At 64.7% G+C, this 26248-nt stretch carries 20 protein-coding genes; 17 read left to right on the forward strand and 3 right to left on the reverse strand.

From position 1 onward, the window contains the following. Positions 1 to 6 precede the first annotated feature (6 nt). Positions 7 to 1404, reverse strand: a complete 1398-nt coding sequence (locus ACX0GZ_RS13240; RefSeq protein WP_458817170.1) for a replication protein RepA — start codon at positions 1402 to 1404, stop codon at positions 7 to 9. A gap of 425 nt (positions 1405 to 1829) precedes the next feature. Between ACX0GZ_RS13240 and ACX0GZ_RS13245 the strand changes: the two genes are divergently transcribed. The 14 genes from ACX0GZ_RS13245 (at position 1830) to ACX0GZ_RS13310 (ending at position 18142) form a co-directional block, all read left to right on the forward strand. Further along, a complete protein-coding gene (locus tag ACX0GZ_RS13245) occupies positions 1830 to 3011 on the forward strand; it encodes an AAA family ATPase (protein WP_458817171.1) in 1182 nt (393 codons plus the stop codon). A 178-nt stretch (positions 3012 to 3189) separates the two neighbouring features. Then, the gene (locus tag ACX0GZ_RS13250; RefSeq protein WP_458817173.1) at positions 3190 to 4191 is read left to right on the forward strand and encodes a ParB/RepB/Spo0J family partition protein; all 1002 of its coding nucleotides are present in this window, start codon (positions 3190 to 3192) and stop codon (positions 4189 to 4191) included. A gap of 335 nt (positions 4192 to 4526) precedes the next feature. Continuing rightward, the gene (locus tag ACX0GZ_RS13255; RefSeq protein ID WP_458817174.1) at positions 4527 to 5033 is read left to right on the forward strand and encodes a chemotaxis protein CheW; all 507 of its coding nucleotides are present in this window, start codon (positions 4527 to 4529) and stop codon (positions 5031 to 5033) included. Beyond that, positions 5030 to 6418 carry a CheR family methyltransferase gene (locus ACX0GZ_RS13260; protein ID WP_458817175.1) on the forward strand — a complete coding sequence of 463 codons (1389 nt, stop codon included), beginning with the start codon at positions 5030 to 5032 and terminating at the stop codon, positions 6416 to 6418. The genes ACX0GZ_RS13255 and ACX0GZ_RS13260 overlap by 4 nt, the downstream gene beginning before the upstream one ends. Then, positions 6415 to 6948, forward strand: coding sequence for a chemotaxis protein CheW (locus ACX0GZ_RS13265; RefSeq protein WP_458817176.1), 534 nt, complete (start codon positions 6415 to 6417; stop codon positions 6946 to 6948). Before ACX0GZ_RS13260 ends, ACX0GZ_RS13265 begins: the two co-directional genes overlap by 4 nt. Positions 6949 to 6953: 5 nt before the next feature. Next, positions 6954 to 8606, forward strand: coding sequence for a methyl-accepting chemotaxis protein (locus ACX0GZ_RS13270; protein WP_458817177.1), 1653 nt, complete (start codon positions 6954 to 6956; stop codon positions 8604 to 8606). Positions 8607 to 8618: 12 nt separating this feature from the next. After that, complete coding sequence (locus ACX0GZ_RS13275; RefSeq protein ID WP_458817178.1) at positions 8619 to 10631, forward strand: hybrid sensor histidine kinase/response regulator; 2013 nt, start codon at positions 8619 to 8621, stop codon at positions 10629 to 10631. Next, a complete protein-coding gene (locus ACX0GZ_RS13280) occupies positions 10631 to 11662 on the forward strand; it encodes a chemotaxis protein CheB (RefSeq protein WP_458817180.1) in 1032 nt (343 codons plus the stop codon). Before ACX0GZ_RS13275 ends, ACX0GZ_RS13280 begins: the two co-directional genes overlap by 1 nt. Continuing rightward, complete coding sequence (locus tag ACX0GZ_RS13285) at positions 11659 to 13290, forward strand: response regulator (RefSeq protein ID WP_458817181.1); 1632 nt, start codon at positions 11659 to 11661, stop codon at positions 13288 to 13290. The genes ACX0GZ_RS13280 and ACX0GZ_RS13285 overlap by 4 nt, the downstream gene beginning before the upstream one ends. Further along, on the forward strand, positions 13287 to 15104 hold the full coding sequence (locus tag ACX0GZ_RS13290) for a response regulator (RefSeq protein ID WP_458817182.1): 1818 nt from the start codon (positions 13287 to 13289) through the stop codon (positions 15102 to 15104). Before ACX0GZ_RS13285 ends, ACX0GZ_RS13290 begins: the two co-directional genes overlap by 4 nt. Positions 15105 to 15318: 214 nt before the next feature. Continuing rightward, entirely contained in the window at positions 15319 to 16530 is a 1212-nt protein-coding gene (manD, locus tag ACX0GZ_RS13295) for a D-mannonate dehydratase ManD (protein WP_458817183.1), read from the forward strand. Between the two features lie 59 nt (positions 16531 to 16589). Beyond that, positions 16590 to 16868, forward strand: coding sequence for a hypothetical protein (locus ACX0GZ_RS13300; protein WP_458817185.1), 279 nt, complete (start codon positions 16590 to 16592; stop codon positions 16866 to 16868). After that, positions 16775 to 17239, forward strand: a complete 465-nt coding sequence (locus tag ACX0GZ_RS13305) for a hypothetical protein (RefSeq protein WP_458817186.1) — start codon at positions 16775 to 16777, stop codon at positions 17237 to 17239. Before ACX0GZ_RS13300 ends, ACX0GZ_RS13305 begins: the two co-directional genes overlap by 94 nt. Positions 17240 to 17314: 75 nt before the next feature. Further along, positions 17315 to 18142, forward strand: coding sequence for an oxygenase MpaB family protein (locus ACX0GZ_RS13310; RefSeq protein ID WP_458817187.1), 828 nt, complete (start codon positions 17315 to 17317; stop codon positions 18140 to 18142). 30 nt (positions 18143 to 18172) lie between these two features. Here the strand turns inward: ACX0GZ_RS13310 and ligD are convergent, their stop codons facing one another. Next, complete coding sequence (gene ligD, locus ACX0GZ_RS13315) at positions 18173 to 20695, reverse strand: DNA ligase D (protein ID WP_458817188.1); 2523 nt, start codon at positions 20693 to 20695, stop codon at positions 18173 to 18175. 113 nt (positions 20696 to 20808) lie between these two features. After that, positions 20809 to 21690, reverse strand: a complete 882-nt coding sequence (gene ku / locus ACX0GZ_RS13320) for a non-homologous end joining protein Ku (protein WP_458817189.1) — start codon at positions 21688 to 21690, stop codon at positions 20809 to 20811. Between the two features lie 171 nt (positions 21691 to 21861). Here ku and uxaC point away from each other — a divergent pair, with 171 nt between their 5' ends. The 3 genes from uxaC to ACX0GZ_RS13335 are packed head-to-tail and all read left to right on the forward strand — an operon-like array spanning position 21862 to position 26197. Continuing rightward, positions 21862 to 23271 carry a glucuronate isomerase gene (gene uxaC, locus ACX0GZ_RS13325; RefSeq protein ID WP_458817221.1) on the forward strand — a complete coding sequence of 470 codons (1410 nt, stop codon included), beginning with the start codon at positions 21862 to 21864 and terminating at the stop codon, positions 23269 to 23271. Next, positions 23268 to 24698: a mannitol dehydrogenase family protein gene (locus ACX0GZ_RS13330; RefSeq protein ID WP_458817190.1), complete on the forward strand. Its 1431-nt coding sequence runs from the start codon at positions 23268 to 23270 to the stop codon at positions 24696 to 24698. Before uxaC ends, ACX0GZ_RS13330 begins: the two co-directional genes overlap by 4 nt. Further along, entirely contained in the window at positions 24695 to 26197 is a 1503-nt protein-coding gene (locus ACX0GZ_RS13335) for a UxaA family hydrolase (protein WP_458817191.1), read from the forward strand. Before ACX0GZ_RS13330 ends, ACX0GZ_RS13335 begins: the two co-directional genes overlap by 4 nt. Positions 26198 to 26248: the final 51 nt, after the last annotated feature.

The following is a 26248-nucleotide window of genomic DNA, read 5'->3' on the forward strand; positions in this document are numbered from 1 at the left end:
GATAAATCAGACCGTGCCCCATTTGCTGACATAGGCTTTCCACCGGTCGATCAGCATCTGCCCCTCCAGCGTTTCAAGTTCGGCGCCAAGCTTCTTGCGGAATGCCGCGGCCATCACCGACACCGCATTGCCGTTGCCATAAATCGCGCCGATGCGATGAAGCTCGGGTGCGGTAAAATTTAGGTGATCGCCCTCGGGAAACCGAACCGCTGATGAAGGTAGAGCGCGGAGTTCGGGCGATGGCAGGCCCGCCTGCTCGTCCGGTTTCGCCACGGCCAGGTCGCGCGTCGCTCTGTCGCGCACCGGCAGCGGATTGATCGTCACCACCCCGGTATCGTTGGGATCAAGCTTGACCAGATGCCCCTTCACCGGCGGCGGCGCGTGGCGCAGCTTGATGATCAGATCACCCAGATCGACGCAGTGCCGCGCCTGCTGATAGACGCCCGACACCTCTTGCCACGCGCCGCGCACCGTCTGGCGGAATTTAAACATCTTCGACGACTCATTGCCCAGATGCTTGGCCAGATCGGCCCAGCTCAGCCGCACCTCGTCCCCGGGCTTGATTCTCGGCAGACGGTAAGCAAGCCAGGTATACAGATCGAGCTGCGTCGCAGATTTCTGCAAGGTCACGATCGCGCGGTCATTAAGCGGCACCGAATGCTTGATCAGATTATCGAAGAACGCCTCCGACAATACGAAATGGGTGACGAACTCACCGCCTGCCGTGCGTACGCCGCCATATTGGTTGACCAAGCGCATGTCGTTGATCGCGAAGGCATTTATGGCCGCGGGCTCGGCACCGGTCGATTTGCGACCCCTACCTTTATCAGCGGGAACCGGCACGGTTTCGTCCCACCGCATCGTCCATTCGCAATTCATCAGCCGGTCGATCTGCTCCTGAACCAGGCTGCGGGTCCCTCTCCGTCCGCCCGAATCGGTGTTGCTAATCCCCATCTTGCGCAGCCACGCCGAAAAGCTGCTGCCGAGAAAGATCGTTCGGCTGCGCGTGCGCACCGCTTCGGTCATGATGTAGATCAACACCAGACGGGCATGGCGACCGAAGGGGACGCCGCGGCGCACCGGCACGAATTCGCCGTTCGGCCCGTTCGGCTCCATTCGTTCGAGCGGCTGGATGATCAGCGACAATTTCCCGTCGCGGCGGATGATCGGCGCGTCCTCGTCGCTCGGACGCCTGACCGGCAGCGACATCGCGCACATCGCCGAATGCAGGAAATTGGGGAGGGATTCCTCCTCCATCGTATATTGCACGCTGTCGAAGATGCGCTGCGCTTCGGGCGTCTTGGCCAGCGCACGTACCTCGTCGAACGGCGCCTGTTGAAGCGCGTCGACGAACTGGGCGCCCAATGGCAAGCTCAGCTGCCGTTCGGTATGTTTCGCCCTCATCGAATCATGGCCCCCGAGTCGATCGTCCGCCCCCATGTCTGACGGATTGGCATGGAAATGCAACACCGCTGACGGTAATTCGCATTGCGTCCCGAAAAAACCGCCAATGGGCCGCTGACGAAGGTACGACCATCGGCTCGCGTGCCCCATCCTGCTCGCCCTCATTCAAATCCTCGCGGATCCTGACTTAGGAGCTTCCGCAAGGAAGAAGGTCGAAGAAGGCTAGATCGCCTACTCTCATCAGCGCTTTCGCTACCTTTTCCAGCGGTGGATCCTACCTCGATCAGCGATCCGCCCTACCCTCATCAGCGTCGATATACCTTTGTCAGCGATGCAAACGTTCGGTTGTCGGAAACCGGGTTTCCATTGACAAAAAACCGTCAATGGCCTTTTGATCGCCATCAAACGCAACAACGGGGACCATGATGGCTACTCTTCCTCTCGAGACGGAAGTCAGCACGCTCGAGCATATCGATCTGGCGCACCGGAAGGCCAAAAGAGTGCTCGAAAAGCTGCGCGAGCGCAACATCGCTGCCTCCCCTCCCCGCTCCGGCCCTACCTTCACCATCTCGCAGGCTGCCGCGTTGATCGATCGATCGGTTTCGTCGATCCGCACCGCCGAAGCGGAAGGGCGCTTGCCGCATCAGGAGCGCAACGAGCTGGGCCGTCGCCAAGGCTACACCCTACGCGAAATCGATCATATGCGCGAGGTGTTCGACACTCGGCCGTGGCGCGACGAAAGCGATCCGCCCGCGATCATTGCCTGCCAGAATTTCAAGGGCGGCGTCGGCAAATCGACGATCAGCGTCCATATGGCGCAGTATCTGGCGATCCACGGTTACCGCGTGCTGTTGATCGATGCCGACGCCCAGGCGTCGACGACCATGCAGTTCGGATACATTCCCGACAGCGATCTGGGTCCGCTCGACAGCATCTATGCCCTGTTGCAGGTGAAGCCCGAGCGCGGCATTCGCAGCCTGATCCGACCGACCCATTTCCACAATCTCGATCTGATTCCGGCCAATCTGAAGCTCTACAACGCCGAATATGAGGTCGCCGCGCGCATTCCGAAATTCGGGTTCAAGATCCTGGGCATATTGTCGCGCGAGATTGCACGGATCGCCGACGATTACGACGTCATCATCATGGACCCGCCGCCCGCGCTGGGAATGGTGTCGCTGTCGGTGCTGTATGCCGCCAATGCGTTGATCATTCCGATGCCACCCAGCACGGTCGATTTCGCATCGACCACGTCGTTTCTGGGAATGCTTTCAGAGACGATGGACGAGCTGAGCGAGCACGGGATGATCCCCGATTACGGCTTCATCCACATGCTGATTTCCAAGAGCGATTCGACGGTCGACGCGCAGCGCCAGGTCGTGGAAATGGCCAATGGCGTGTTCGGGAAAACGGTGATGGCGAGCGAATTGAAGACCTCGGCGGAATTTAACAACGCCTCGGTCCAGATGCAAAGCGTCTATGATTTACCCGGATCGACCACCAATCACGCGGTTCGCCGCCGTTGCCTGCGTCAGATCGACGCAGTGGGGCAAGAGACCGAGGGGCTGATCAAGGGTCTTTGGCCTTCAAAGCGCGCCGAACTTTGACCATTGGTCAGAGTGACGTCAAGATTCTGGAATATAACGACAATTCGACGGTTTCCAAAGATGCCGAATTTTTGATCTTTCGATTTTGACCAATGGTCAAACGCGAGCGAAAGCCAGCAAGTCCGGGCGAAATCGACAGTTGTCAAAGCACATGCGGAGCAAGGTTGAGGATCGAACTATGAACAAAAAATCGACGCTCGCCGGGATCGCCGATGAAATTCAGGCGGAGATCGCATCGGGTGCACTCGCGCCAGAGCCCAAGAGCGACGTGTTGGCTAGTCGCGGCCAGTCGATGCGCCAGTTCAGCGATGATCTCGTTTATGAGAGTTACGAGCGGATCGACCCCGCGCTGTGTCGTCCCTCGGCGCAGAATGCGCGGCAATATGGTTCGCTGACCTATGACGATTGCGCCGACCTGATCGAGACGATCAAATCCGAGGGACGCCAGATCATGCCTGCGGTCGTGCGGCATACCGGCGATCCCGAGACGCCGTACGAGATCGTCACCGGATCGCGACGTCACTGGGCGATCACCTGGCTGCGCAGAAACAGCCTGCCGAACATCAAATATCTGGTCGATATCCAGACGCTGGATGACGAGGCGGCGTTTCGGCAATCCGACCTGGAGAACCGTGCGCGCAAGGATGTCACCGATCTCGAGCGTGCGAAAAGCTATGCCAATGCCCTCGATGAGCATTACAAGGGTGACGTCAGCATGATGGCCGAGCGGATCGGCATCAATTATCGCGCGCTCTATCGTTATCTCGATCTGGCGGGGCTTGATCCTGTACTGATCGATGCGATCGGCGGGCCGCGCGTGGTCACCGTCGGCCATGCACGATTACTGAAGCCGATGCTGGGCAAGAACGGCGGGTCGCTTGATGCCGCGATGGAGTTGGCAGGCAATATCGCAGCCGATCAACGGGAGCGGGCAGGGGAGGGGCGTGCGCTGGTTCCTGCCGCCGATGTGATCAAGCGGTTGCTGAGCGCCAAGGCGTCCGCGCCACGCAAGGCGGGCCAGCCTCGTATTTATACGGACAAATCCGGCGCCCCGCTGTTCTCCTATCAGCCGCCATTGCGTCGGGCGGGATTGCAGCTTTCAATCCCTGCGAAATTCGCAGGTGACCTCGATGAGTTGAAGCGCGCGATAAGCGATTTGATCGACAGCACTTATTCGTGACCCTAGTTGGCGTTGAGGGATTGGTTCACGGACAAGGTAAAGGTCGAACTTTCGCGGGTAAGAACATATATAGAACGTACTGTAATCGCCCGCGAGTGGCCATTCTAGGCGATTTGGAGGGGCAGGCTGTCATCGTTTGGCGTTGCGGCCAAACGTGCCCTGGCGGGCATTTGACGAAGCCCTTTTTTAAGTGCTCCGGTCCTTGTTCGGTGGGCCATTCGAGCCGCCAAGACGGGGAGGGTGGTCACGAAGCCGTCCACTCCCGGGGTCGTCGGAACCGTGCCGCACCACCATTGACCTTGCATCGATCGGATTTCCGCCGGAAAAGGCCCGTCATGGGTGCGATGCGTGATTATTTCATCTGTTCGGTGGCTGACCACAAACTGGCGATCGCTGCCGATGCGGTATCCACGGTGCTGCCGATGCTACCGCTGTGGCGCGCCCCGACGCTTCCCGCTGCGGTCGTCGGCTTTGCCGAGATTCGCGGTGGCGTGCTGCCCGTGATCGCGACGGCGGTTGTTCTGGGCTGGCGCGAAGCGATCGGCGCGGTCGATGGCTTCTCGCACATCCTGTGCCTAAGCGAACCATCGGCGACGTGGCCGTGTCTGCTGATCGACCGGGTCGAGGAACGACGGGCGGTCGATCCGGATGCAATCGCGCCGGTCGATCCGGTGAACAGCCTGAACGGGGTGGTCACCGCAGAGATCGCGCTCGACGACGGCGTGGCGCACGTCATCGACCTCGACCGGTTGCTCGATTCATTCGAGCGCGAACGGCTGGAGCAGATGACCGAAATGGCCCGTGCCCGTGCGGACCATTGGGCCGAGCCGACGTCGGCGTGACTCGCACCCGGCGCACGCCGCCCGCGCTGTCCGCGCACGACCCGGCGTTCGAGGCGCTCAAGACGCGGATCATCGCGCGCACTGGCCACGACTATTACCGCGACAAGGACGATCAACTCATCGAGCGGATCGCCGAACGCCTGGCGGCGACAGGGCAGGGGGCCGACCCCTATCTCGCGCTGCTCGACGGCGACGATGGCGCGGACGAGTGGGCGGCGCTTGAAAGCGCAATCACCATCAACGAGACCTTCTTCTTTCGCTTTGCCGAACAGTTCGACGTGCTGCGCCGCACCTTGTTGCCCCGGCTGATTGCTGCACGTGCGCAGGACAAGCGATTGCGCATCTGGAGCGTGGGCTGTTCGACGGGGGCCGAACCCTATTCGATCGCGATCATTCTGTCCGACCTGTTGGGCGACCGCATCGCCGGTTGGCGCATCGCGATCACCGGCACCGATATCGACCAGGCCGCGCTCGATACCGCACGCGAGGCGCGCTACACCGGCTGGGCGATGCGGACGCTGGGCGAGGATGAGCGCGGGCGGCTTTTCGATCGCGAAGGGGCTGCCTATCGCCTGAAGCCCCGCTATCGCGGACTGGTGCGGTTCGAACGGCACAATATGGTCGATCTGCTCGGCGAAAGTGCCGCGCTGCAATTCGTCGATTTCGACCTGATCCTGTGCCGCAACGTGTTGATCTATTTCAGCCAGCCGATGGCAAAGGCGATGGTCGGCGCGCTGGCCAACCGGTTGGCGGTGGACGGGCATCTGTTCCTCGGCCATGCCGAACCCAGCCCCGATTTCGCAGAGGTCGCGCGGATCGTCGATCTGGCCGGGTTGCTCGTTTACCGCCGACCCGACGCCACGATTGAGACTCCAGCCGAGCCGGCAATCGTCGCGCCAACCGCTGCACCCATCGCCCGTCCGGCCCTCCCGCAGCCTGCGCGTGCGGCCAAACGCGCCCCGCGCCCCGCGCCGCCGCCCGAGACGCCACCGCCCCCCAGCGGCGTCCCGCTCGCCGAATTGCGTGCCGCGCTGGCGGCGGGTGATGCCGGCCAGGCCCTGCGGCTGGCGGACGAACGGGCGGCCAGCGTCCCCCGCGATCCGGTCGCCCATTATCTGGGCGCACTCGGTGCATTGGCGCTGGGGGAGAAGGCGCGCGCCGAACGGGGATTTCGCAATGCGCTCTATCTCGATAACAGGTTCGCGATGGGGCATTATCTGTTGGGACGCCATTTGCTGGCCGAAGGACGCGCCGACGAAGGTCGCCGCGCGCTCGGCAATGCGCTTCGCGCGGTGCGCGATCTGCCCGCCGATGCCGAACTGGTCGAAGGCGACGGCATGACCGCCGCGATGCTTGCCGATGCTGCACGGAGCGCGATGGCATGACGCGGACCGGCGACGTGCCCGTTCGGATCGATGGCCTGGACGAGGCGCAGGTCGCCGCGCTGCTGGCCGAGCGCCAGGCGCGATATGCCCGACGTGATGATTCCACCGATCGGGCGACCACGCGGCTGATCCTGTGGTCGATCGGCGCGGCGCGGTTTGCGCTGCCGCTGGCCGAAGTCGCGGCGGTCGCGCCGATGCCGCGGGTCACGCGCGTTCCCGGCGCGCCATTGCCGCTGGTCGGCGTGTTCGCCCGCGCGGGGATCCTGCACAATCTGTTCGATCCTGCGAGCATGCTTGGTGCTACGCCGACAGGGGAGGGCGACCGGATGGTGCTGGTGCTGCGACACGATCGCTGCCTGGCGCTGGCCATCGACCGCGCCGAGGGTATCGCCCACATCGACGTCGCGCTTGCGGTTTCGGATACCCTCACGCATTTCGTCGCCGGTGACGGCGAACCCGGTTACACGCTCGTATCGCTGCCCCATCTTGCCCGGCATCTGCTGGGTGAGGCGGGCAGACTGGAAGGATGACGCACTTGTCGATTTCGAACCGCATCCTGGCGGGGTTCGCCGCCATCACCCTGCTGCTCGCGCTGCTTGGCGGCTTTGCGCTTGTCCAGCTCGGCAACGTCAACGAAACCGTCGAACGCATCGTCGAACGTGACGTCGCCGCCGTGGTCCAGGTCGATCGCGTCACCACCGCCGAAGCGGCGATGCGCGAGGCGCGGCTATCGGCGGTCATCGCCTATCTGTCGGGGCGCGGAGGCACCGATGCGTTCAGCACCTGGCAGGGGCGATTGAGCGCCGCCGAAACCGAACTGAACCGCGCGCAGGAACTGGTTGCAGGCTACCAGGCGACCGCCATCAACAGCGAACGCGCGACATTGTGGCGCACCATGACCAACCAGTCGGCGCAGGCAGAGGCGGCGTTCGAACGGTTGCGCGCCAACAGCCTGGCGCAGTTCGACGCGATGCGCGCGGGCGCTGCCGATCAGGTTCAGGCGCGCGGTGCGGCAATCGATCGCGACCAGCAGCAATTCACCGAAGCCAACCGCGCGGTGCGCGCGTCGCTGGACGAAGCGATCGGTGCGGGACGGCGGACGATCGATGAAAGCTATGCGGCGACGCGCACCTCGATTCTGATCGGGCTGCTGTTCGCGGTCGGCCTCGCCTTCGTCATCGCTTGGGTAATCCGCCAGTCGATTACCGGACCCTTGAGCGAATTCATGGGCTTTGTCGGGCGGGTGGGGCAGGGTGACCTGACCGGAACCACCAAAGCGTCGGGCAAGGACGAACTCGGGCAATTGGGCACCACGCTCAACGCGATGGTCGAGGGGCTTCGGGAGATTGCGCGCCAGAGCCGTTCCGCGACCGAAAATCTGAACGCGGCGGCAAACGAAATCCGCGCCTCGACGCAGGAACAGGCCGCATCGGTCGAGGAGCAGTTGGCGGCCGTACAGGAAACTGCCGCGACGGTCGACGAGATCACCCATTCGGGCAGCCAGATCACTCGCCGCGCGCAGGAAGTGATTGCCGCCGCGCAGGCGACCGCGCAGGTCAGCGAAGGCGGCATCGCTGCGGTCGATGAAACCGGCCGGGCAATGGATGCGATCCGCGAACAGGCGGAGGCCGTCGCGCAGAACATTGTCGCCTTGTCCGAAAAAACCCAGGCGATCGGCGACATCATCGCCACCGTCAACGACGTTTCCGAACGGTCGCACCTGCTGGCGCTCAACGCGTCGATCGAGGCGGCGGCGGCCGGCGAACAGGGACGCAGCTTCGCGATCGTCGCGGCGGAAATGAAGACGCTTGCCGATCAGGCCAAGGGTGCGACGCGCAACGTCCGCGCGATCCTGGGCGATGTCCAGCGCGGCATCACCGCGTCGGTGATGTTGACTGAGGAAGCGGTGAAGCGTGTCGCGTCGGGCAAGGAGCGCACCGACGCCAGCCAGGCGGCGATCGAGGAACTGGCCGTTCGCATCCAGGAAAGCGTCCAGACATTCCAGCAGATCGTGGCATCGACCAACCAGCAGCAGATCGGCATCGAACAGGTGACGGTGGCGCTCCAGAATATCCGCCAGGCAAGCCAGCAGACCGCCGCCAGCACGCGCCAGCTCGATCAGGCGGCGGGCGATCTGACCCAATTGTCGGGGACGCTGGTGGGGCTGACCGCCCGCTACCGGCTGTGATCCGACGCTGACGTGGACGATCTCAGCGCCGCATTGCTTGCCGCCTTCGAGATGGAACTCGCCGAGCATCTCTCGGCGGTGCGATCGGCGCTGGGCGATGCGGCGGCGGGGCGTGTTGTCGATATCAGGGACGCGAGCAGGCGCGCTCACAGCCTGAAGGGCGCGGCGCGCGCGGTCGAACAGCCTGAAACCGAAGCGCTCGCGCATCAGGCGGAGGAATGGCTGCTGGCGGTCGAGGCGGGCGAACGATCCCTCGACTCCGCGCTGATCGCCGACCTGCGCGCGCTCTTCGACCGGATCGAGGACAGCGCCAGCGGCAAGGCGGCGGACGCCCCCGTGGTCGAGCCTGTTGCGGCCGAGCGGCTGCGCGTCGATGTCGCGCATCTCGAACGCCTGTCGCGCGCGCTGGGCGAATTATCGGTCGAAACCCAGGACGGTGGCGGGCTGGACGAGGGGCTGGGCGACGTTCAGGCGGAGTTGGTGGCGCTGGTGCGGCTGGCCGAAGGCGGACAGACGGGCGAGGTTGCGCGGCGGCTGGCGCGGGTAACGCAGGAGGTCGGGCGTCTGCGATCGGACGAGGCGCGGCGACGCGAACGGCTCGACCGCGCGACGATGACCATCGAGCATGACGCCGAACGGATGCTGTTGTCGCCGGTCGACAGCCTGTTCGACGGTCACGAGCGGATGGTCCGCGAAATCGCTGCGGCAGAAGGCAAACAGGCTACATTGATTGTCGAGCATGGCAATGCCGAGGCCGATCGCCGTGTCCTTGCCGCGCTGCGCGAACCCGTGCTGCATATGCTGCGCAACGCCGTCGATCATGGGGTGGAGACGCCCGAGTCTCGCAAGCATGCGGGGAAGGGTGAGGTCGGCGAGATTCGGGCTTCGGCGCGGGTGGAAAGCGGGCGGCTGACGCTGACCATCGCCGACGATGGTCGTGGCCTCGATCATGACGCGATACATGCCCGTGCGCGCGCCGCAGGGCTGATCGCCGCCGATGCGCCGCGTCTGCGCGATGCCGACCTGCGCGCGCTGATCTTTGCGCAAGGATTCTCTACTGCCGCCGCAGTCGGGCGGCTGTCGGGGCGCGGCATCGGCCTGTCGGTGGTGGCAGAGGCCGCGCGGCGGTTGCATGGCTCGGTGCGGATTGCGCCGAGCGCGGATGGCGGCACGCGTATCACGTTGTCGGTGCCCTCCGCATTGAGCCGACAAAGCCTTGTGTTCGCCGAGGCGGCGGGCGAAATCTACGGCATTCCCGCCAGCGCGGTTGCGAAAATGCTGCGGATCGAACGTGCAGCAATCGAGCGCAGCGAAGGCGCCGATCTGGTGGTGATCGACGGCGATGCGGTGCCGCTCGTCTCGCTCGCCGGGTTGGTCGGTCGCGCGGGCGAGGTCGCCGATGCCGATCGTTATTCTGCGCTGGTGCTCAAATCGGGCGACGAGCGTCGGGCGGTGATCGTCGATGCGCTGCTCGACGTGCGCGCGCTGATCCTGGGCGATCCGACTGCGATCGCCGCCGATGCGCCGCTCGTCTATGGCACGGCGCTATACGACGGCGCGCTGTCGATCGTGCTTAGCCCCGCCGAATTGATCGCTGCGGGTTCCGCGCAGCCGATCGCCGCGCGGTTCGTCGCGAAGGAAGCCGCCGAACGGGTGCAGCGCACGATCCTGGTGGTCGACGATTCGATCACCACCCGCACGCTGGAAAAAACCATTCTCGAAGGCCAGGGCTACCGGGTGCTGGTCGATGTCGACGGACTCGCCGGGCTGGAACGGCTGCGGTCGGGGCTCGAACGGATCGATCTGGTCGTCGCCGACGTCGAAATGCCGCGCATGGACGGGTTCGCGCTTTTGTCGGCGATACGGAACGATCCCGCGCTCAAATCGCTTCCCGTCGTCATGATGACCTCTCGCAACAGTCCCGACGATGTCGAGCGTGGATTGTCGCTGGGGGCGGACGCTTATGTCACTAAGCAGGAATTCGACCAAGGCACGTTGATTTCCGTTGTCCAGCAATTGATCTGATGACCAAGTCCCGCCCCATCCGGGTGATGATCGTCGAGGATTCGGCGGTCGTCCGCACGCTCCTGACCCATATCGTCGCTGCCGATTCGCGGCTGACGGTCGCCTCCGCCGTATCGTCGGCCGAAGAAGCGATCGCGGCGCTGCCTGCGGTGCGCCCCGACGTGATCTCGATGGATATTCGCCTGCCAGGCATCGACGGTCTGGAGGCGACGCGCCGGATCATGACCGATCAGCCGACGCCGATCGTCGTGATTTCGGCGAGCATCGACAAGACATCGCTCAAAAGCACGATGGATGCGCTGAACGCGGGCGCGCTTGCCGTGGTCGAAAAGCCGGTCGGCACCGGCCATGCCGATTATGCGGGGATCGCGCGCGAAATCTGCACCCAATTAGTCATCATGAGCCAGGTCGCGGTAGTCCGCCACCGTATCCGCCCGCGCGTGACGCCGACGGTGAACGGCACGACCGCCAAGCCGCCCGAGATGGTCCTGTGCGCGGCATCGACCGGCGGACCCCAGGCGCTGGCCAAGCTGTTCGTTGGACTGGGCGCGCTGTCGCTGCCGGTCTTGCTCGTCCAGCATATGGGTGCGGCATTCATGGACGGGTTCGCCACCTGGCTGGATAGCGTGGTGCCGCAGCGCGTGGTGATTGGTGAAGCAGGCGTCGAACCTCAGCCGAACACGATCCATGTCGCGCCGGGCGACCGCCATATGCGGCTGGCATCGGACCGACGCATCGCGATTTCGGGCGCGGCGCCCGTCGGCGGGCAGCGTCCTTCGGCGACGGTTCTGTTCGAAAGCGCGGCCGAAGCGCTCGACGGTGCGGCGCTGGGCATCGTGCTGACCGGCATGGGCGAGGATGGCGGCGCAGGCGTCGCAAGGCTCAAATCGCTGGGCGGCTCGGCAGTCGCCGAGCATGAGAATTCCGCAGTGGTGTACGGCATGCCCGCCGCCGCTGCGCGCGCAGGCGCGCTTGCGCTGCCGCTGGAGTTGATGCCCGCCCATCTCCGGCGGATACTGGCCCGGCCATGAGCGATCCACGCCTCCTGCTCGTCGAGGATTCGGACACCCAGGCGCTGCAATTCCAGCATCTGGTCGGGCGCCAGGGCTTCGTGATCGAGCGTGCGGCCAGCGCCGAGGATGCTCTTGCGATGCTCAACGCAAATATGCCCGATCTGTTGGTGGTCGATTACCGGCTTCCCGGCATGAACGGCGACGAACTGGTGCGGATGGTGCGCCAGTCGGCGGCGACGCGGACGCTGCCGATCCTGATGCTCACCGGGGATGCGGCCAGCGAGGTCGAACGGCAGGGACTCGACAGCGGCGCCAATGTCTATGTCCCCAAGACCAGCGGCACCGAAATCGTCGTGTCGCGGATGCGCGCCTTGCTGCGGCAACGGCGCGCAATCGCCACCGGGGTTGCGGACATCGATGGCGCGCTACGCGCCGCGCGGCTGCTGGTGATCGGTGCGGGCGAAGCCGATCGCGACATTCTCGCCGAGGTCATCGCTAGCGCCGGGTATGAGGCGCAGTTCGCCGCCACCTGCGACGAAGTCGCCGCTAGCCTCGACGCGCAGCGGCATGACTGCGTAATCGTCGATTTGGCGAGCGAAGGCGATGCGCTGGGCGCGATCCGCGCGCTTGATGCACGCCGCACCGATCAGGCGGCGGGGTTCGAGATCGTGGCGCTGGCCGCCGACGCGCAAAACGACTTGATGATCGACGCATTGGCGGCGGGCGCCGACGACGTTCTGCCGCGCGACGGCGACCGGGAAATGCTGGTGGTCCGCCTGCGCGCGACGGTGCGCCGGAAGCTCGCCCGCGACGAGGAAATGCGCGCCGCCGCACGCGAACGCGAACGCGCGCTCGAACTCGATTACGCGCGCGCCCAGGCGGAGACAGCCGCGGCACTCGCCGCGGCCAATGCACGGCTGCAGGAAACCCAGGCGCAGCTAGTTCAGTCGGCGAAGATGGCGTCGCTCGGCGAACTGGTCGCGGGGATCGCCCATGAGATCAACAACCCGCTCGCGTTCATCCTTGCCCACCAGTCCACCGTCGAACGCGCGGTCGCGGCGGCGCGAACCGCAGAGGTCGACGATCGCGATGCGCGGCTTGCCAAGGCGATCGACCGACTGGAATCGATGCGGACCGGGTTGCTGCGCATCCAGGACCTGGTGATCAAGCTGCGGCGCTTCTCGCGTCTCGATGACGAATCGACCGAACTCGACGTACCCGGGGCGATCGACGCGGTGCTTGCATTGCTCGCGCCGAAGCTGGGCGACATCGCGGTGGATCGCGACTATACGGCGCCGCCGATGCTCACCTGTTCGCCCGCGCTGATCAATCAGGTGGTGATGAACCTGGTCGCCAATGCCGCCGATGCGGTGCCGGAGGGGGCAGGGACAATCCGCATCGCGACATCGGTTGCCGATGGCGAATATCGGATCGCGGTGAGCGACAACGGCCCCGGCATCCCGGATGCCGTGGCGGAGCGGATTTTCGAACCCTTCTTTACCACCAAGCCGGTGGGGTCGGGCACCGGGCTCGGTCTTGCCATTGCCTACGGGATCGTCCAGTCGCATGGGGGATCGATCCGGATCGGCACATCGGCCGCAGGGGGAGCCGAATTCACGATCATGATACCCGTCACGCCGCCATGACCGACGCCCCGCACGCCCGCCGCACCCTGCTGGTCGTCGATGACGAGGCCGAAATCACCGTCGCGCTGACCGACCTGTTCGAGGATCGCTACCGCGTCCGCGCGACCACCAGCCCGCGTGAGGCGCTGGGCTGGCTGGCCGAAGACCCGTCAATCGCCGTGATACTGTCCGACCAGCGGATGCCCGATATGCCGGGCAATGTCTTCCTCGCCGAAGCGCGCAAGATCAGCAACGCGGAATCGATTCTGCTGACTGGCTATGCCGATCTGTCCGCGGTCGCCTCGGCGGTCAATCAGGGCGCGATTTCGGGCTATGTCCACAAACCCTGGGAGCCCGAGGCGCTGGTCGCGATGGTCGATGCCGCGGCTGAGCGGATCGCGCTGCGCGGCGCTCTGGCGTTCGAACGCAGCGTCTATCGCGCCTTGGTCGAAGGAAGCGCCGATGCGGTGTCGATCGTCGACGCGTCGCTGGCCCCGCTGCGAGGCAATTCGGCGCACGATCGACTGGCGGCGGCGCAATCGGGCGACGAATCTGCGGATCGCGCGGCGCTGACCAGCGGATATTCGGACAGCGAGCGCGAATGGACCGACCCCGCGGGCGACCATCGTTGGACCCGGACGCAACGTATTCCCTTCACCGACGAGCAGGGCGAACGCTATCTGCTGCGCATCGAAAGCGACCAGACCGAACGTCGCCTAGCCGAACGCAAGCTGTATCAGGGCGAAAAACTTCAGGCGCTGGGCACGCTGGCCGGCGGCATCGCGCATGATTTCAACAATTTGCTGGCGATCGTCGTTGGCAATCTCGACCTCGCCAAACGCAGCCTCGACGATCCCGATCGGCTGGGGACGCTGCTGGATCGCGCGCTTGACGCCGCCAGCCGTGGAACAGCGGTCAGCCGACGCCTGCTGAGCTTCAGTCGCCAGCGCGACATCGCCGTGGAAAGCTTCGACGCGGGCGATGCGATCAGCGGGCTGGCCGATCTGCTCGATCAGGCAATGGATGGTCGCGCAACGATCGCGCTGGAACTGGAAAAGGGATTATGGCCGGTGCGCGCTGATCCCGGCCAGTTCGAACTCGCACTCGTCAATTTGTGCATCAATGCGCGCGACGCCATGCCCGATGGCGGGACCATCCGCATTCGCGCCCGTAATGTCGCCAACGATCCGGCGAATGGCAATTTGCGCGGCGATCACGTCTGCATCGCGGTGATCGATCAGGGCAGCGGGATGACGCCTGAATTGCAGGCGCGGGTGTTCGAACCCTTTTTCACCACCAAACCGCACGGCGTCGGCACCGGCCTTGGCCTGCCCATCGTACGGTCGATGGCGCAAGCCGCAGGCGGCGACGTGCGGATCGAGAGCGAGGTGGGAAAGGGATCGACCATATCGCTGTGGTTGCCACGCAGCGAAGCAATCGACCGCGACCGACGACCAGCCTCCGACCCATCCGTGCAGCCCGTGCGTGACCTCCGCGTACTGCTGGTCGAGGACGATCCTGCGCTGTGCACTACCATCACCGCGCAATTGCGCGAAATGGGCCATGATATCGTCGCCTTCGGTTCGGCCGAAGCCGCGATCAAGGAAGCGGGATCGACCGGATTCGACGTTCTGATCACCGATTTCGCACTTCCCGGCATCAACGGTGCCGATCTGATCGCGCGCATCGCCGAGCAGCGGCCCGGCCTGCCGACGCTGTTGATCACGGCCTATGCCGAATATGCCGAATCGGCGTCCTATCCGGTGCTGACCAAGCCGTTCGCGAGCGAAGACCTTCGTGAAATGATCGCGCGCATCGTTCACGCGGCGGGTTGAGCACTCGCAAGCCAGGTTGCCCCCAGCCGAGCGCTGACCAACTGGCCTGACCATCATCCACCATCAGAAATGTCGCTTTAGCCGCATCTGCTGGGCGATCAGCATGCATTTCGCGATCTCGGTTAAGTGACACGCCGTAAACTGGCTTGACAATTGGGTGGTGACTGGACGACCAACAACGCCGTTGAACGCTCCGCTCATATTGTGAGATTGCATGTCCAAGATCATCGACGCTCGTGTAATCGTCACCTGTCCGGGACGGAACTTCGTGACGCTCAGGATCGAGACCGAGGACGGGGTTCACGGTCTCGGCGACTCGACGCTCAACGGGCGCGAACTGGCGGTGGCCAGCTATCTGACCGACCATGTCATCCCCTGCCTGATCGGGCGCGACGCGCACGGGATCGAGGATATCTGGCAGTATCTCTACCGCGGCGCCTATTGGCGGCGTGGCCCCGTCACGATGACCGCGAGCGCCGCGGTCGATATGGCGCTGTGGGACATCAAGGGGAAGGTTGCGGGGCTGCCCGTCTATCAGCTGCTCGGCGGAGCGGCGCGCGAAGGCTGCATGGTCTATGGCCATGCCAATGGCGCGACGATCGAACAGACGATCGAGGCGGCGCTCGACTATCAGGAACAGGGTTACAAGGCGATCCGGCTGCAATCGGGGGTGCCGGGGCTCGCGAGCACTTACGGCGTCAGCAAGGACCGTTATTTCTACGAACCCGCCGACGCGGACCTGCCGACCGAGAATCTCTGGTCGACCGAGAAATATCTCCGTTCGGTCCCGCCCTTGTTCAAAGCGGGACGGGAAGCGCTGGGTTGGGACGTACATCTGCTCCACGACGTCCACCACCGGCTGACCCCGATCGAGGCGGGGCGGCTGGGCAAAGATCTGGAACCGTATCGCCCGTTCTGGCTGGAGGATGCGACGCCGGCGGAAAACCAGGAAGCGTTTCGCCAGATCCGCCAGCACACCACCACGCCGCTCGCGGTCGGCGAGATTTTCTCGTCGATCCATGATTGTCGCGAACTGATCCAGAACCAGTTGATCGACTATATCCGCGCGACCGTGGTGCATGCGGGCGGGATCACCCATCTGCGCCAGATCGCGGCACTTGCCGATCTCTATCAGGTGCGGACCGGCTGCCACGGCGCGACCGACCTGTCGCCTGTCAGCATGGCTGCGGCGCTCCATTTCGGGCTGTCGGTCCCCAATTTCGGCGTGCAGGAATATATGCGCCACATCGCCGAGACCGACGCCATGTTCCCGCACCATTACAGCTTCAAGGACGGTCTGATGCACCCCGGCGACGCGCCCGGTCTGGGCGTCGATATCGATGAAAAACTGGCGGCCGGATACGAATATCGCCGCGCCTATCTGCCCGTAAATCGGCTGGAGGACGGCACGCTCTACAATTGGTGATCGACCGCGACAGACGGTTCGACGCCTGAATTTCTCAGGGAAAGACGAGGGGATTTGCGATGCGGATGATGGCTCTGCTGATGGCGACGGCTGCGAGCGTGACGGCAACCGCCGCACCCGCCGCCGCGCACGATGCGTCGCGAATGGTCGCCTCGCCGCGCAACACGCACAATCTCAACCCCGGCCGGCGGATGGTTCACGGCGATCAGAAGGGCGCGGAACGGCCGAGCTTTAGCGATGCGAAATGGCAGATGGTAACCCTCCCCAATGCATTCAACGAACGCGAACTGCACCGGACGCTGCCGCTTTACGCCGGGCTGGGCACTACCGGCCAATAATCCGGGCAGGCGATTTCGACCTGACCACGCGCGCTGCGACGATCGAAGCCGAAACTCAGGTCAGAAGCGACGACACGATTCCGCGCCGCATCGGGCTGCGCATCGATGTGTACGACCGAGAGGGCAGGGTGGTGGGGCAGTTCGACACCGCACCCAAGACCGTTCACCCCGGTAGCTTCGCCACCCTGCGAGCCGCCGAACGCGTGTCGGGCCTCAATTTCTGGAGTTGGGGCCACGGCTATCTCGACACCGTTACCACCAGTCTGATCGAGGATGGGCCGGTGATCGACAGCATCGATACCCTTACCGGCTGCCCGATTTCGTCGCCAAGAGCCTATGGCCCCAACCTCGTCACCTCCGGCCGCCGCTGATCTCGCCGCGACTGGAGCCTGCGCGTATCAATTGAACGGCTGGTATCGCGCGGGGCAGGGGGGCATGATCGCATCATGCCTTCTCCCTTGCGCCAGATGCTGGTTCGTCAGGTCCGCGCGATCTTCAACGACACCGCACGCGGTGAGCGGCCCGTCATGCGCTCCGACGACGCGCTATTCGCCAAGGACTCGCCGATCTGGCGCGTGCATGGCGACGTCACCAGCATGATGGCGGGCGGGGTCGCGGCGCTGCTGATGCAGATGCTGCACCCTTCCGCGCTGTCGGGCATCTGGGAACATTCGCGGTTTCGCAATGACATGCTTGGACGGCTGCGGCGCACCGCGCGGTTCATTGCGGTGACGACCTATGCGAGCCGCAGTGACGCGAAGGCCGCGATCGATCAGGTCAACGCGATCCACGATCGGGTGATGGGTGTCCGTCCCGACGGTGCACCCTATTCAGCGCGCGATCCGCGACTGCTTGGCTGGGTGCATGTCACCGAAGCGACGTGCTTCCTCGCCGCGTGGCAGCGTTACGGCAGCGCGCCGCTGGATGCGCGCGATCAGGACGCCTATTTCGCCGAGTTCGCGACGATTGCGAATGCGATGGGGGCCGATCCGATCCCGCGCAGCCGAGCCGAAGCCGAACATCTCATCACCACCTATCGCCCCGAACTTGCCGCCGATGCGCGCAGCCGTTCGGTCGCGCGGCTGATCCTCGATCCGCCGCAATCGCCGCTCCACCTGCTGCCTGCGCAAAAGATGATCGGCGCGGCGGCGATCGACCTGTTGCCCGATTGGGCGACGAGAATGCACGGGCTGTCGGTGCCGCTGCTCGCGCGCCCGGCGATCCGCGGTAGCGCTCGCGGGCTGGCGCAAACGATGCGCTGGGCGTTCCGCTAGACCGCTCGCAATGACGGCGGGGGTTCAATTCTAGAGATTGGGCAGGCTCTGGTCCGCTATGCCCCATCCCGCCAAGGGGGCGGACGCGGCACGGGCAATGAGGGTCTCCAAGTCGCCGACCGAATAGGCGCCGCCACCCTCGATTTTGTCCAACTCATCCCACGCGATCGGGGCGGCGACCGGTGCGCCTTCGCGCGCGCGCGCCGAATAGGGGAGGACGGCAGTCGCGCCGCGCTGGTTGCGCAGCCAGTCGATGAAGATGCGGCCCTTGCGCTTCGCCTTCGACATGGTGGCGACGAAGCGATTGGGATCGTTTTCCGACAGCGCCAGTGCAAAGCGTTGCGCGAAATCCTTGACCGCCGGCCATTCGGCCTCAGGGGTCAGCGGCACCACGACGTGCAGTCCCTTGCCGCCCGACAGCATCGCGAAGCTGGTCAGCCCCAGATCGTCGAGCGTGCGGCGAATATCTTGCGCGGCGCGGCGCACGTCCCGGAAGTCCAGCCCCTCGTCGGGATCGAGATCGAACACGAGCCTATCAGGCTTTTCGACATCATGGATCCGGCTGCCCCAGCCATGAAATTCGATCGTCCCCATTTGCACGCACGCAACCAGCGCGTCGGTCGAGGGGGCGTAGAGATAGGGTTCGGCCCCGCCGTCCTTTTCGCGAATATCGACCTGTCCGACCGCGTCGCCGAAGCTGCCCGCATCGTGTTTCTGGAAAAAGCATTTCTTGCCGCGCCCCTGCGGGCACCGCACCAGGCTGATTGGCCGGTCGAGCGCCCACGGCGCCATCGCCGGGCCGATCGCGTCGTAATAGGCGGCGAGATCGCCCTTGGTCACCTTTGAAGCGGGAAAAATCAGGCGATCGGGATTGGTGATCTTGATTGTCGACTTGGCCGGCGGCGCGGGCTTCGGCTGTTCGACCGAAACCTCGTCCGCGTCCTTGTCCTCGCGCAGGCCCAGGAAACTTGCGTGGCGCACCACGCCCTCGGCAGTGAATTCGGCAAAGGCGATTTCGGCGACCAGATCGGGCCGGACCCATTCGGCACCACGGCCTGCAACCTTGGGCACATCGACCTGCGGCGTCTTGCGGGACCGCCGCTTCAATTGCGCGATCAGTGCCTCTTCCGTCGCCGCATCGAAGCCGGTTCCGACCTTGCCCGCATAGCGCAATTCGTCGCCGTCGCGCGTTCCGAGCAGCAGTGATCGCAGCGACCGACCTTTCGTCTCCGATTTCAGCCAGCCGATGACGACGAATTCCTGGCGCCGCGTGCATTTGACCTTCAGCCAGTTGCGCGTCCGGCTCCCACGGTAGGGCGCATCGGCGCGCTTCGAGATGATGCCTTCCTGGCCCGCCTTGCACAGCGCGTCGAACAACTGCTCGCCCGCGCCCAGTACATGCTCGGCATAATGGATCGTGCCAGTGTTCGGGGAGTCCGCAAGCAGCGCGGCGAGTTTCTGCTTGCGCTCGACATTGGATACTCGGGTCAGATCCTTGCCCGCCAGCGACAGCAGATCGAAGGCGAACAGCGTAAATCCGCCCTGACCCGATTTCAGCGCCGCCTGTAGCGCGGAAAAGCTGGGATTGCCGTCACGGTCGAGCTTGACGATTTCGCCATCGATCAGGGCCGGGGGGAGGTCGAGAGCGGCGGCGGCCTCGACGATGTCGGCGAACTTGTCGCTCCAGTTGAGGCCGGAGCGAGTATAAACCTTCGCCTTGCCCCCGCCGACCGCGAGCAGGCAGCGATAGCCGTCATATTTCACCTCGTGGAGCCAGCCGTTCCCCGAGGGCACCGCATCGACCAGCGTCGCGAGTTGCGGCGCACGGAAGGATGGTGGATTGCCCGATTCTCCTCGGTACGCGGAGGGGGACCGCGAAGCGGTGGAGGGGGCCTTCCGTTTGTGCTGCACTTCGTGGCTACCCCCCTCCACCAGCTTCGCTGGTCCCCCTCCCCGCGAGCGGGGAGGAAAGCCACTCGCAATCTCCGCCATCGTTCGTCCGCTCGCGATGCTCGTCAGTTCGCGCGCGACCAGATCGTCCGTTCGACCCGCATGATCGTCGGCGACCTTGCGCAGCAACCAGTTCTCGCGCTTCTCATTCCCGCGCGGTTTCATGCGGACGAGCAGCCATTCGCCCTTCATCCGCTCGCCATCGAGCGTGAAATGGAGATGACCTTCGCCGATCGTCTTCGACGGGTCCTTGCCGGGGACGGGCGTCCAGGTCCCGCGATCCCACAGCATGACCGTGCCGCCCCCATATTCGCCCTTGGGGATCACGCCTTCGAACGTCGCGTAATCCATCGGATGATCTTCGGTGCGCACCGCCAGTCGCTTGTCGTCGGGATTGACGCTTGGCCCCTTCGTCACCGCCCAGCTTTTGAGTACGCCGTCCAGTTCCAACCGGAAATCGAAATGCAGCCGCGTGGCGTCGTGCTTCTGCACCATGAAGATGCGGCTTTTGCGGCGCACCCTGCCGCGCTTGCCCGCAGGCTCGGCGGTTTTCGCGAAGTCGCGCATCGCGTTGTAGGGGGCGAGGGGGTCGAGTTTGGCCATCGCGGCTTACGGCCTGCCCGTCATCCCAGCGAAAGCTGGGGTATCAAGCGGCTCCGGCACCGGCCTTCGCCAGATATCCCGGATTACGCCGGAATAAGGATTTGTGCCGGGGATCACGCCCGCTTCCGCGCAGGCGCCTTGGCACCCGGCTTCTTCGCCGCGGTCTTCTTCGCAGGCGTCTTCTTCGACGCTGCCGGTTTCGCCCCCGGCTTTTCCAGCGATTTCTTGAGCGCCGCCATCAAATCGACCACGTTCGATCCCGATGGACGCGGCGCATCGTCTTCGTCCGCAACGATCTTGCGCCCCTTGGCCTTTTGCTTGCGCGCGACGAGTTCCTTGACCGCATCGGTATAATGGTCGGTGAATTTCGCTGGATCGAACGCCTTGGTCTTTTTCTCGATCAGCGTGTTGGCCAGGTCGAGCAGGTCGTCGTCGGGCTTCGCATCGGGGATGTCGCGGAAATAGCCCTGCGCGCGGTTCACCTCGTCGGCATAGCGCAGCGTCTCCAGCACCAGTCCGCGTCCGCACGGCTTGATGCTGACGATATATTCGCGACCGCGCATCGCAAGCTGTCCCAGCGCCACCTTTTTCGATTTCCGAAGCGCTTCGCGCAGAACGATATAGGCTTCCTCGGCCAGATCGTCGGCAGGCACGACGAAATAGGGCTTCTCGTAATAGAGCACGTCGATCTCACCCTGATCGACGAACTGCACCAGCTCGAGCGTCTTCTTGCTTTCCAGCTTCACCGCTTCGATCTCGTCGGCATCGAGCAGGACGTAATTACCCTTCGACACCTCATAGCCTTTGACGATCTCGTCCGGATCGACGGCACCGATCCCCGCGACGGTCTTCTCATAGCGGATGGGCTTGCCGCTCGGCTCGTGAATCTGGCGAAACGCGACGCTCGCGCCCGATTTGGTCGCGGGAAAGATTTCCACTGGGATCGACACGAGCGCCAGCCTGATCTGTCCTCGCCAAGTTGCCCGGGCCGCCATTGAATCGCCTCCGTTACGAAACCGATTCAATTCTCGGGAAGGCTGGGGGTTCCACCCTTCGGTTGTCATGCCTGCGATCTGACCAGCGCTGCCTTGTATTGTCAGACCAGTTATGATTTCAGGGAAACTGATATCGCGTCATTCACGCCAGGGGATCGTCCGTTGTCCGACATGCTCGCCCTCCACCCCGACCGGCTGTTTCCGGCAGAAGCGGAGACGCGCGCGATCGCGCGTCGGCTGTATGAGGGCGTCGCGGACCTGCCGATCCTGTCGCCGCACGGGCACACCGATCCGAGTTGGTGGGCCGAGGACGCGGCGTTCGAAAATCCGACCGCGCTGCTGATTACCCCGGACCATTATGTGTTCCGAATGCTTTATTCGCAGGGCATCGATCTCGACACGCTGGGGATACCGCGTGCCGATGGCAGCGCGGCGGAGGTCGATCCGCGGGCGGTGTGGCGTATCCTTGCGGAGCATTACCATCTGTTCCGCGGCACGCCGTCGCGGATGTGGCTCGACTGGGTGTTCGCCAAAAGCTTCGGGATCGAGGTGGCGTTGTCGGCGGCGACGGCCGACCATTACTACGACACGATCGACGCCGCGCTGAAGACCGACGCGTTCCGCCCGCGCGCGTTGTTCGAACGCTATAATATCGAGCTGATTGCGACCACCGAAGGTCCGCTCGACGATCTGCGCCATCACCGCGCGATCCGCGAATCGGGCTGGCAGGGGAGGGTGATCACGGCCTATCGCCCCGACCCGGTGGTCGATCCCGAGTTTGAAGGGTTTGCGGACAAGGTAAAGGCGTTCGGCGCGCTGACCGGCGAAGAGGTTTCGACCTGGGCAGGCTATCTGGCCGCGCATCGCAATCGCCGAGCCTATTTCGCCAAGGTCGGCGGTGCGACCTCGACCGACCACGGCCATCCGACCGCCGCGACGGCCAATCTGTCGGCCGAAGACGCCGCGCAACTCTACCAGCGCGTGACCGCAGGCGGCGCGACCGCGAAGGATGCCGAGACGTTCCGTGCGCAGATGCTGACCGAAATGGCGAAGATGAGTCTGGCCGACGGGCTGGTGATGCAGATTCATCCCGGATCGTGCCGCAACCACAATGCTCGACTGTTCGACCGTTACGGTCGCGACAAGGGGGCGGATCTTCCGACCCGCACCGATTATGTCCACGCGCTCAAACCCATGCTCGACGTGGTGGGCAACGAGCGCGACCTGACGGTCATTCTCTTCACGCTGGACGAGAGCGCCTATGCGCGCGAACTCGCCCCGTTGGCGGGTCATTATCCGTGCCTGAAGCTGGGGCCGTCCTGGTGGTTTCACGATAGCCCCGAGGGCATGCGCCGGTTCCGTGAGATGACGACCGAGACGGCGGGCTTCTACAACACGGTCGGGTTCAACGACGATACCCGCGCGTTCCTGTCGATCCCGGCACGGCACGATGTCGCGCGGCGGATGGATTGCGGGTTCCTCGCTCGGCTGGTCGCCGAACACCGGATCGACGAGTATGAGGCGCACGATCTGGCCCATGCGCTGACCTATGATCTGGCCAAGGCGGCGTATAAGCTGTGAGGCTCGACCACTCCGCATTGGGCGTAACGCGGGACGGCGTCAGATGGCCCGGTTACGACCCGTCGGCGCACAAGGCGGGAATCGTCCATCTCGGCATCGGCGCGTTCCACCGCGCCCATCAGGCGGTTTATACCGACGACGTGCTGGCGAGCGCAGGCGGCGACTGGCGGATCATCGGCGTGTCGCTGCGATCGGCGGGGGTGCGCGATCAACTCGCACCGCAGGACGGGCTCTATTCGGTGCTGGAGATGAGCGATGCGGGCGAAAGCCTCCGCGTGATCGGCGCGGTCGAACGCGTGCTGGTCGCGTTCGACGACCCCAAGGCGGTGATTGCCGCGATTGCTGACGCGGAGACGCACATCGTGTCGCTGACCGTGACCGAAAAGGGATATTGTCACGACCCCGCGACCGGGCGACTCGACTCGGATCATGCTGGCGTCGCGCGTGAGCTGGCGGGCGGCGCGGTCGAGACCGCGATCGGCTATCTGGCGAAGGGCTTGCGCGCGCGTGCCGATGCCGGGGCGGGGCCGGTGACGTTGCTGTCGTGCGACAATTTGCCGCACAATGGCGCGGTGCTGGGCCAAGTGTTGCGCGATTATCTGCACGCCTCCGATCCCGCGCTGGTCGACTGGATCGACGCCAATATCCGCACCCCCGCGACGATGGTCGACCGCATCGTCCCTGCTACCACGTCTGCCGATCTTGACCGGGTCGAGTCCTTGCTCGGCGCGCGCGACGAGGGCGCGGTCAAGGCCGAACCGTTCAGCCAATGGGTGATCGAGGATGACTTTGCCGGGCCGCGACCGGCGTGGGAGGTGGTGGGGGCGCAATTCGTCGCGGATGTCCGCCCGTTCGAGCTGGCCAAGCTTCGCATGCTCAACGGCGCGCATTCGACGCTTGCTTATCTCGGCTTGCTCGCTGGGTACGAAACGGTGGATCAGGCGGTCGCCGCCTCCGCGATCCGGCCAATCGTCGATCGGCTAATGCGCGTCGAAGCGGCAGCGACGTTGCCGACAGTCGACGGCCTCGACCCGCAATCCTATGCCGATGCGCTACTCGCGCGGTTCGCCAATCCGGCGCTCCGCCACAAGCTGATTCAGATCGCGATGGACGGATCGCAGAAACTTCCGCAGCGGTTGCTCGGGACCATCGCCGATGCCCGCGCGAAAGGCATCGATCCGGACGCCGCAATCGCCGGGGTGGCGGGGTGGATGCTGCATGTCGATCGGCTGAAAGGCGGGATCGACGATCCGATGGCCGCCGAACTGGGCGGGATCGCGACCGCCGCTGCCGATGACGGCGAATTGATCGACGGGTTGCTTGGCGTTCGGGCGGTGTTCGGCGATCTTGCCGACGCCGTATGGCTCGGTGAGGCGCTGCGCTTCGCGGTGGCGCGCATCCGAAGCGGTGCGCGCGTCGCGGCATGACCCGGCTGCTCCATCCAGACGCCTCCGATCCGGTTGCCATCGCGCTCCGGCCGATCGCGCCCGGAGAGATGCTGGGCGACATTCCGGCGCGCGACGCGATCGCCGCCGGGCACAAGGTCGCGCTCCGTCCGATCGCGGCGGGGGAGGCGATTCGAAAATTCGGTCATGTCATCGGTCGCGCGACCCGCGCCATCGCCGCGGGCGAGCATGTCCATGTCCACAACCTCGCTTTCTCGCCGCAGGCCGCCGCCCGCGGCGTTGCGCGAACAAAAGCGGTCGCGTCTGCCGCGCGCGAGGCGTGGTTCGAAGGCTATGTCCGCGACGACGGGCGCGTCGGCACGCGCAATTTCATCGGCATCCTGACCTCGGTCAATTGTTCGGCGACGGTCGCGCGCGCGGTCGAGCGGCATTTCACCGCCGAACGCCTCTCGGCCCATCCTCATGTCGATGGCGTGGCCGCGTTCACGCATCAAAGCGGGTGCGGGCTGGCGCATGACGGGCCGGGGATCGCCAATCTGCGTCGCACCATCGCGGGCTATGCGCGCCATCCCAATTTTGCAGGGATCGTCCTGATCGGGCTGGGCTGCGAGGTGAACCAGATCGATCCGCTGCTGAACGACGCCGGGCTGGTCCCGTCCGACCGCCTGCGTGTCGTCGGCATCCAGGATGCAGGCGGCACCCGCGCCGCGATCGACGCGGGAATCGCCGCGGTCGAAGCCATGTTGCCGATCGCGAATGCCGCGCGGCGCAGCCGGGCGTCGGCGGCACACCTGACCATCGGCATGCAATGCGGCGGGTCGGATGGCTATTCGGCTCTCACCGCCAACCCCGCGCTGGGCCGCGCGGCCGACCGGCTAGTGGCGGCGGGGGGACGTGTGGTGCTGTCCGAAACGCCGGAGATTTTCGGTGCCGAGGACCTGCTTCTCGCCCGCGCTGCCGACGCGGACGTTGCCGACAAGCTGACCGAGCGGATCGACTGGTGGCAGGATTATGCCGCGAAATCGGGCGCTGACCTCAACAACAATCCCTCTCCCGGCAATATCGCCGGTGGCATCACCACCATCCTCGAAAAATCGCTGGGCGCTGTGGCGAAAGCCGGGTCTAGCCCGCTCAATGCCGTCATTGACTATGCCGCGCCGATCACGGCGCCGGGCCTGACCTTCATGGACTCCCCCGGCTACGATCCGGCGTCTGCCACCGGCCAGATCGCGGGCGGTGCGAACCTGGTCGTGTTCACGACCGGGCGCGGATCGGTATTCGGATCGAAGCCCGCTCCGACGATCAAGATCGCGTCGAACTCGAACCTCGCCTCGCATATGGCGGAGGATATCGACATGGATTGCGGGGGGCTGCTGTCGGGCGATGCGACGCTCGAGCAACTGGGCGAGGCGCTCTTCGCGCTGATCCTGCGCATCGCCAGCGGGGACCGCAGCGCGTCCGAACGAAGCGGGCTGGGGGGCGAGGAATTCATCCCCTGGGTGCCGGGCGCGATGTTCTGATGGCCATTCGATATGCCTTGTCAGCGATCCGCGCGAAATGGCAGAAAAGGC

The organism is Sphingomonas aestuarii (genome assembly GCF_054457155.1).

Excerpts from the sequence above, each read along its gene's own strand:
- ACX0GZ_RS13240 (WP_458817170.1), bottom strand. The coding sequence starts at position 1,404 with ATGAGGGCGAAACATACCGAACGGCAGCTGAGCTTGCCATTGGGCGCC.
- ACX0GZ_RS13245 (WP_458817171.1), top strand. The coding sequence starts at position 1,830 with ATGGCTACTCTTCCTCTCGAGACGGAAGTCAGCACGCTCGAGCATATC.
- ACX0GZ_RS13250 (WP_458817173.1), top strand. The coding sequence starts at position 3,190 with ATGAACAAAAAATCGACGCTCGCCGGGATCGCCGATGAAATTCAGGCG.
- ACX0GZ_RS13255 (WP_458817174.1), top strand. The coding sequence starts at position 4,527 with ATGGGTGCGATGCGTGATTATTTCATCTGTTCGGTGGCTGACCACAAA.
- ACX0GZ_RS13265 (WP_458817176.1), top strand. The coding sequence starts at position 6,415 with ATGACGCGGACCGGCGACGTGCCCGTTCGGATCGATGGCCTGGACGAG.
- ACX0GZ_RS13280 (WP_458817180.1), top strand. The coding sequence starts at position 10,631 with ATGACCAAGTCCCGCCCCATCCGGGTGATGATCGTCGAGGATTCGGCG.
- ACX0GZ_RS13285 (WP_458817181.1), top strand. The coding sequence starts at position 11,659 with ATGAGCGATCCACGCCTCCTGCTCGTCGAGGATTCGGACACCCAGGCG.
- ACX0GZ_RS13290 (WP_458817182.1), top strand. The coding sequence starts at position 13,287 with ATGACCGACGCCCCGCACGCCCGCCGCACCCTGCTGGTCGTCGATGAC.
- manD (WP_458817183.1), top strand. The coding sequence starts at position 15,319 with ATGTCCAAGATCATCGACGCTCGTGTAATCGTCACCTGTCCGGGACGG.
- ACX0GZ_RS13300 (WP_458817185.1), top strand. The coding sequence starts at position 16,590 with ATGCGGATGATGGCTCTGCTGATGGCGACGGCTGCGAGCGTGACGGCA.
- ACX0GZ_RS13305 (WP_458817186.1), top strand. The coding sequence starts at position 16,775 with ATGGCAGATGGTAACCCTCCCCAATGCATTCAACGAACGCGAACTGCA.
- ACX0GZ_RS13310 (WP_458817187.1), top strand. The coding sequence starts at position 17,315 with ATGCCTTCTCCCTTGCGCCAGATGCTGGTTCGTCAGGTCCGCGCGATC.
- ligD (WP_458817188.1), bottom strand. The coding sequence starts at position 20,695 with ATGGCCAAACTCGACCCCCTCGCCCCCTACAACGCGATGCGCGACTTC.
- ku (WP_458817189.1), bottom strand. The coding sequence starts at position 21,690 with ATGGCGGCCCGGGCAACTTGGCGAGGACAGATCAGGCTGGCGCTCGTG.
- uxaC (WP_458817221.1), top strand. The coding sequence starts at position 21,862 with ATGCTCGCCCTCCACCCCGACCGGCTGTTTCCGGCAGAAGCGGAGACG.
- ACX0GZ_RS13335 (WP_458817191.1), top strand. The coding sequence starts at position 24,695 with ATGACCCGGCTGCTCCATCCAGACGCCTCCGATCCGGTTGCCATCGCG.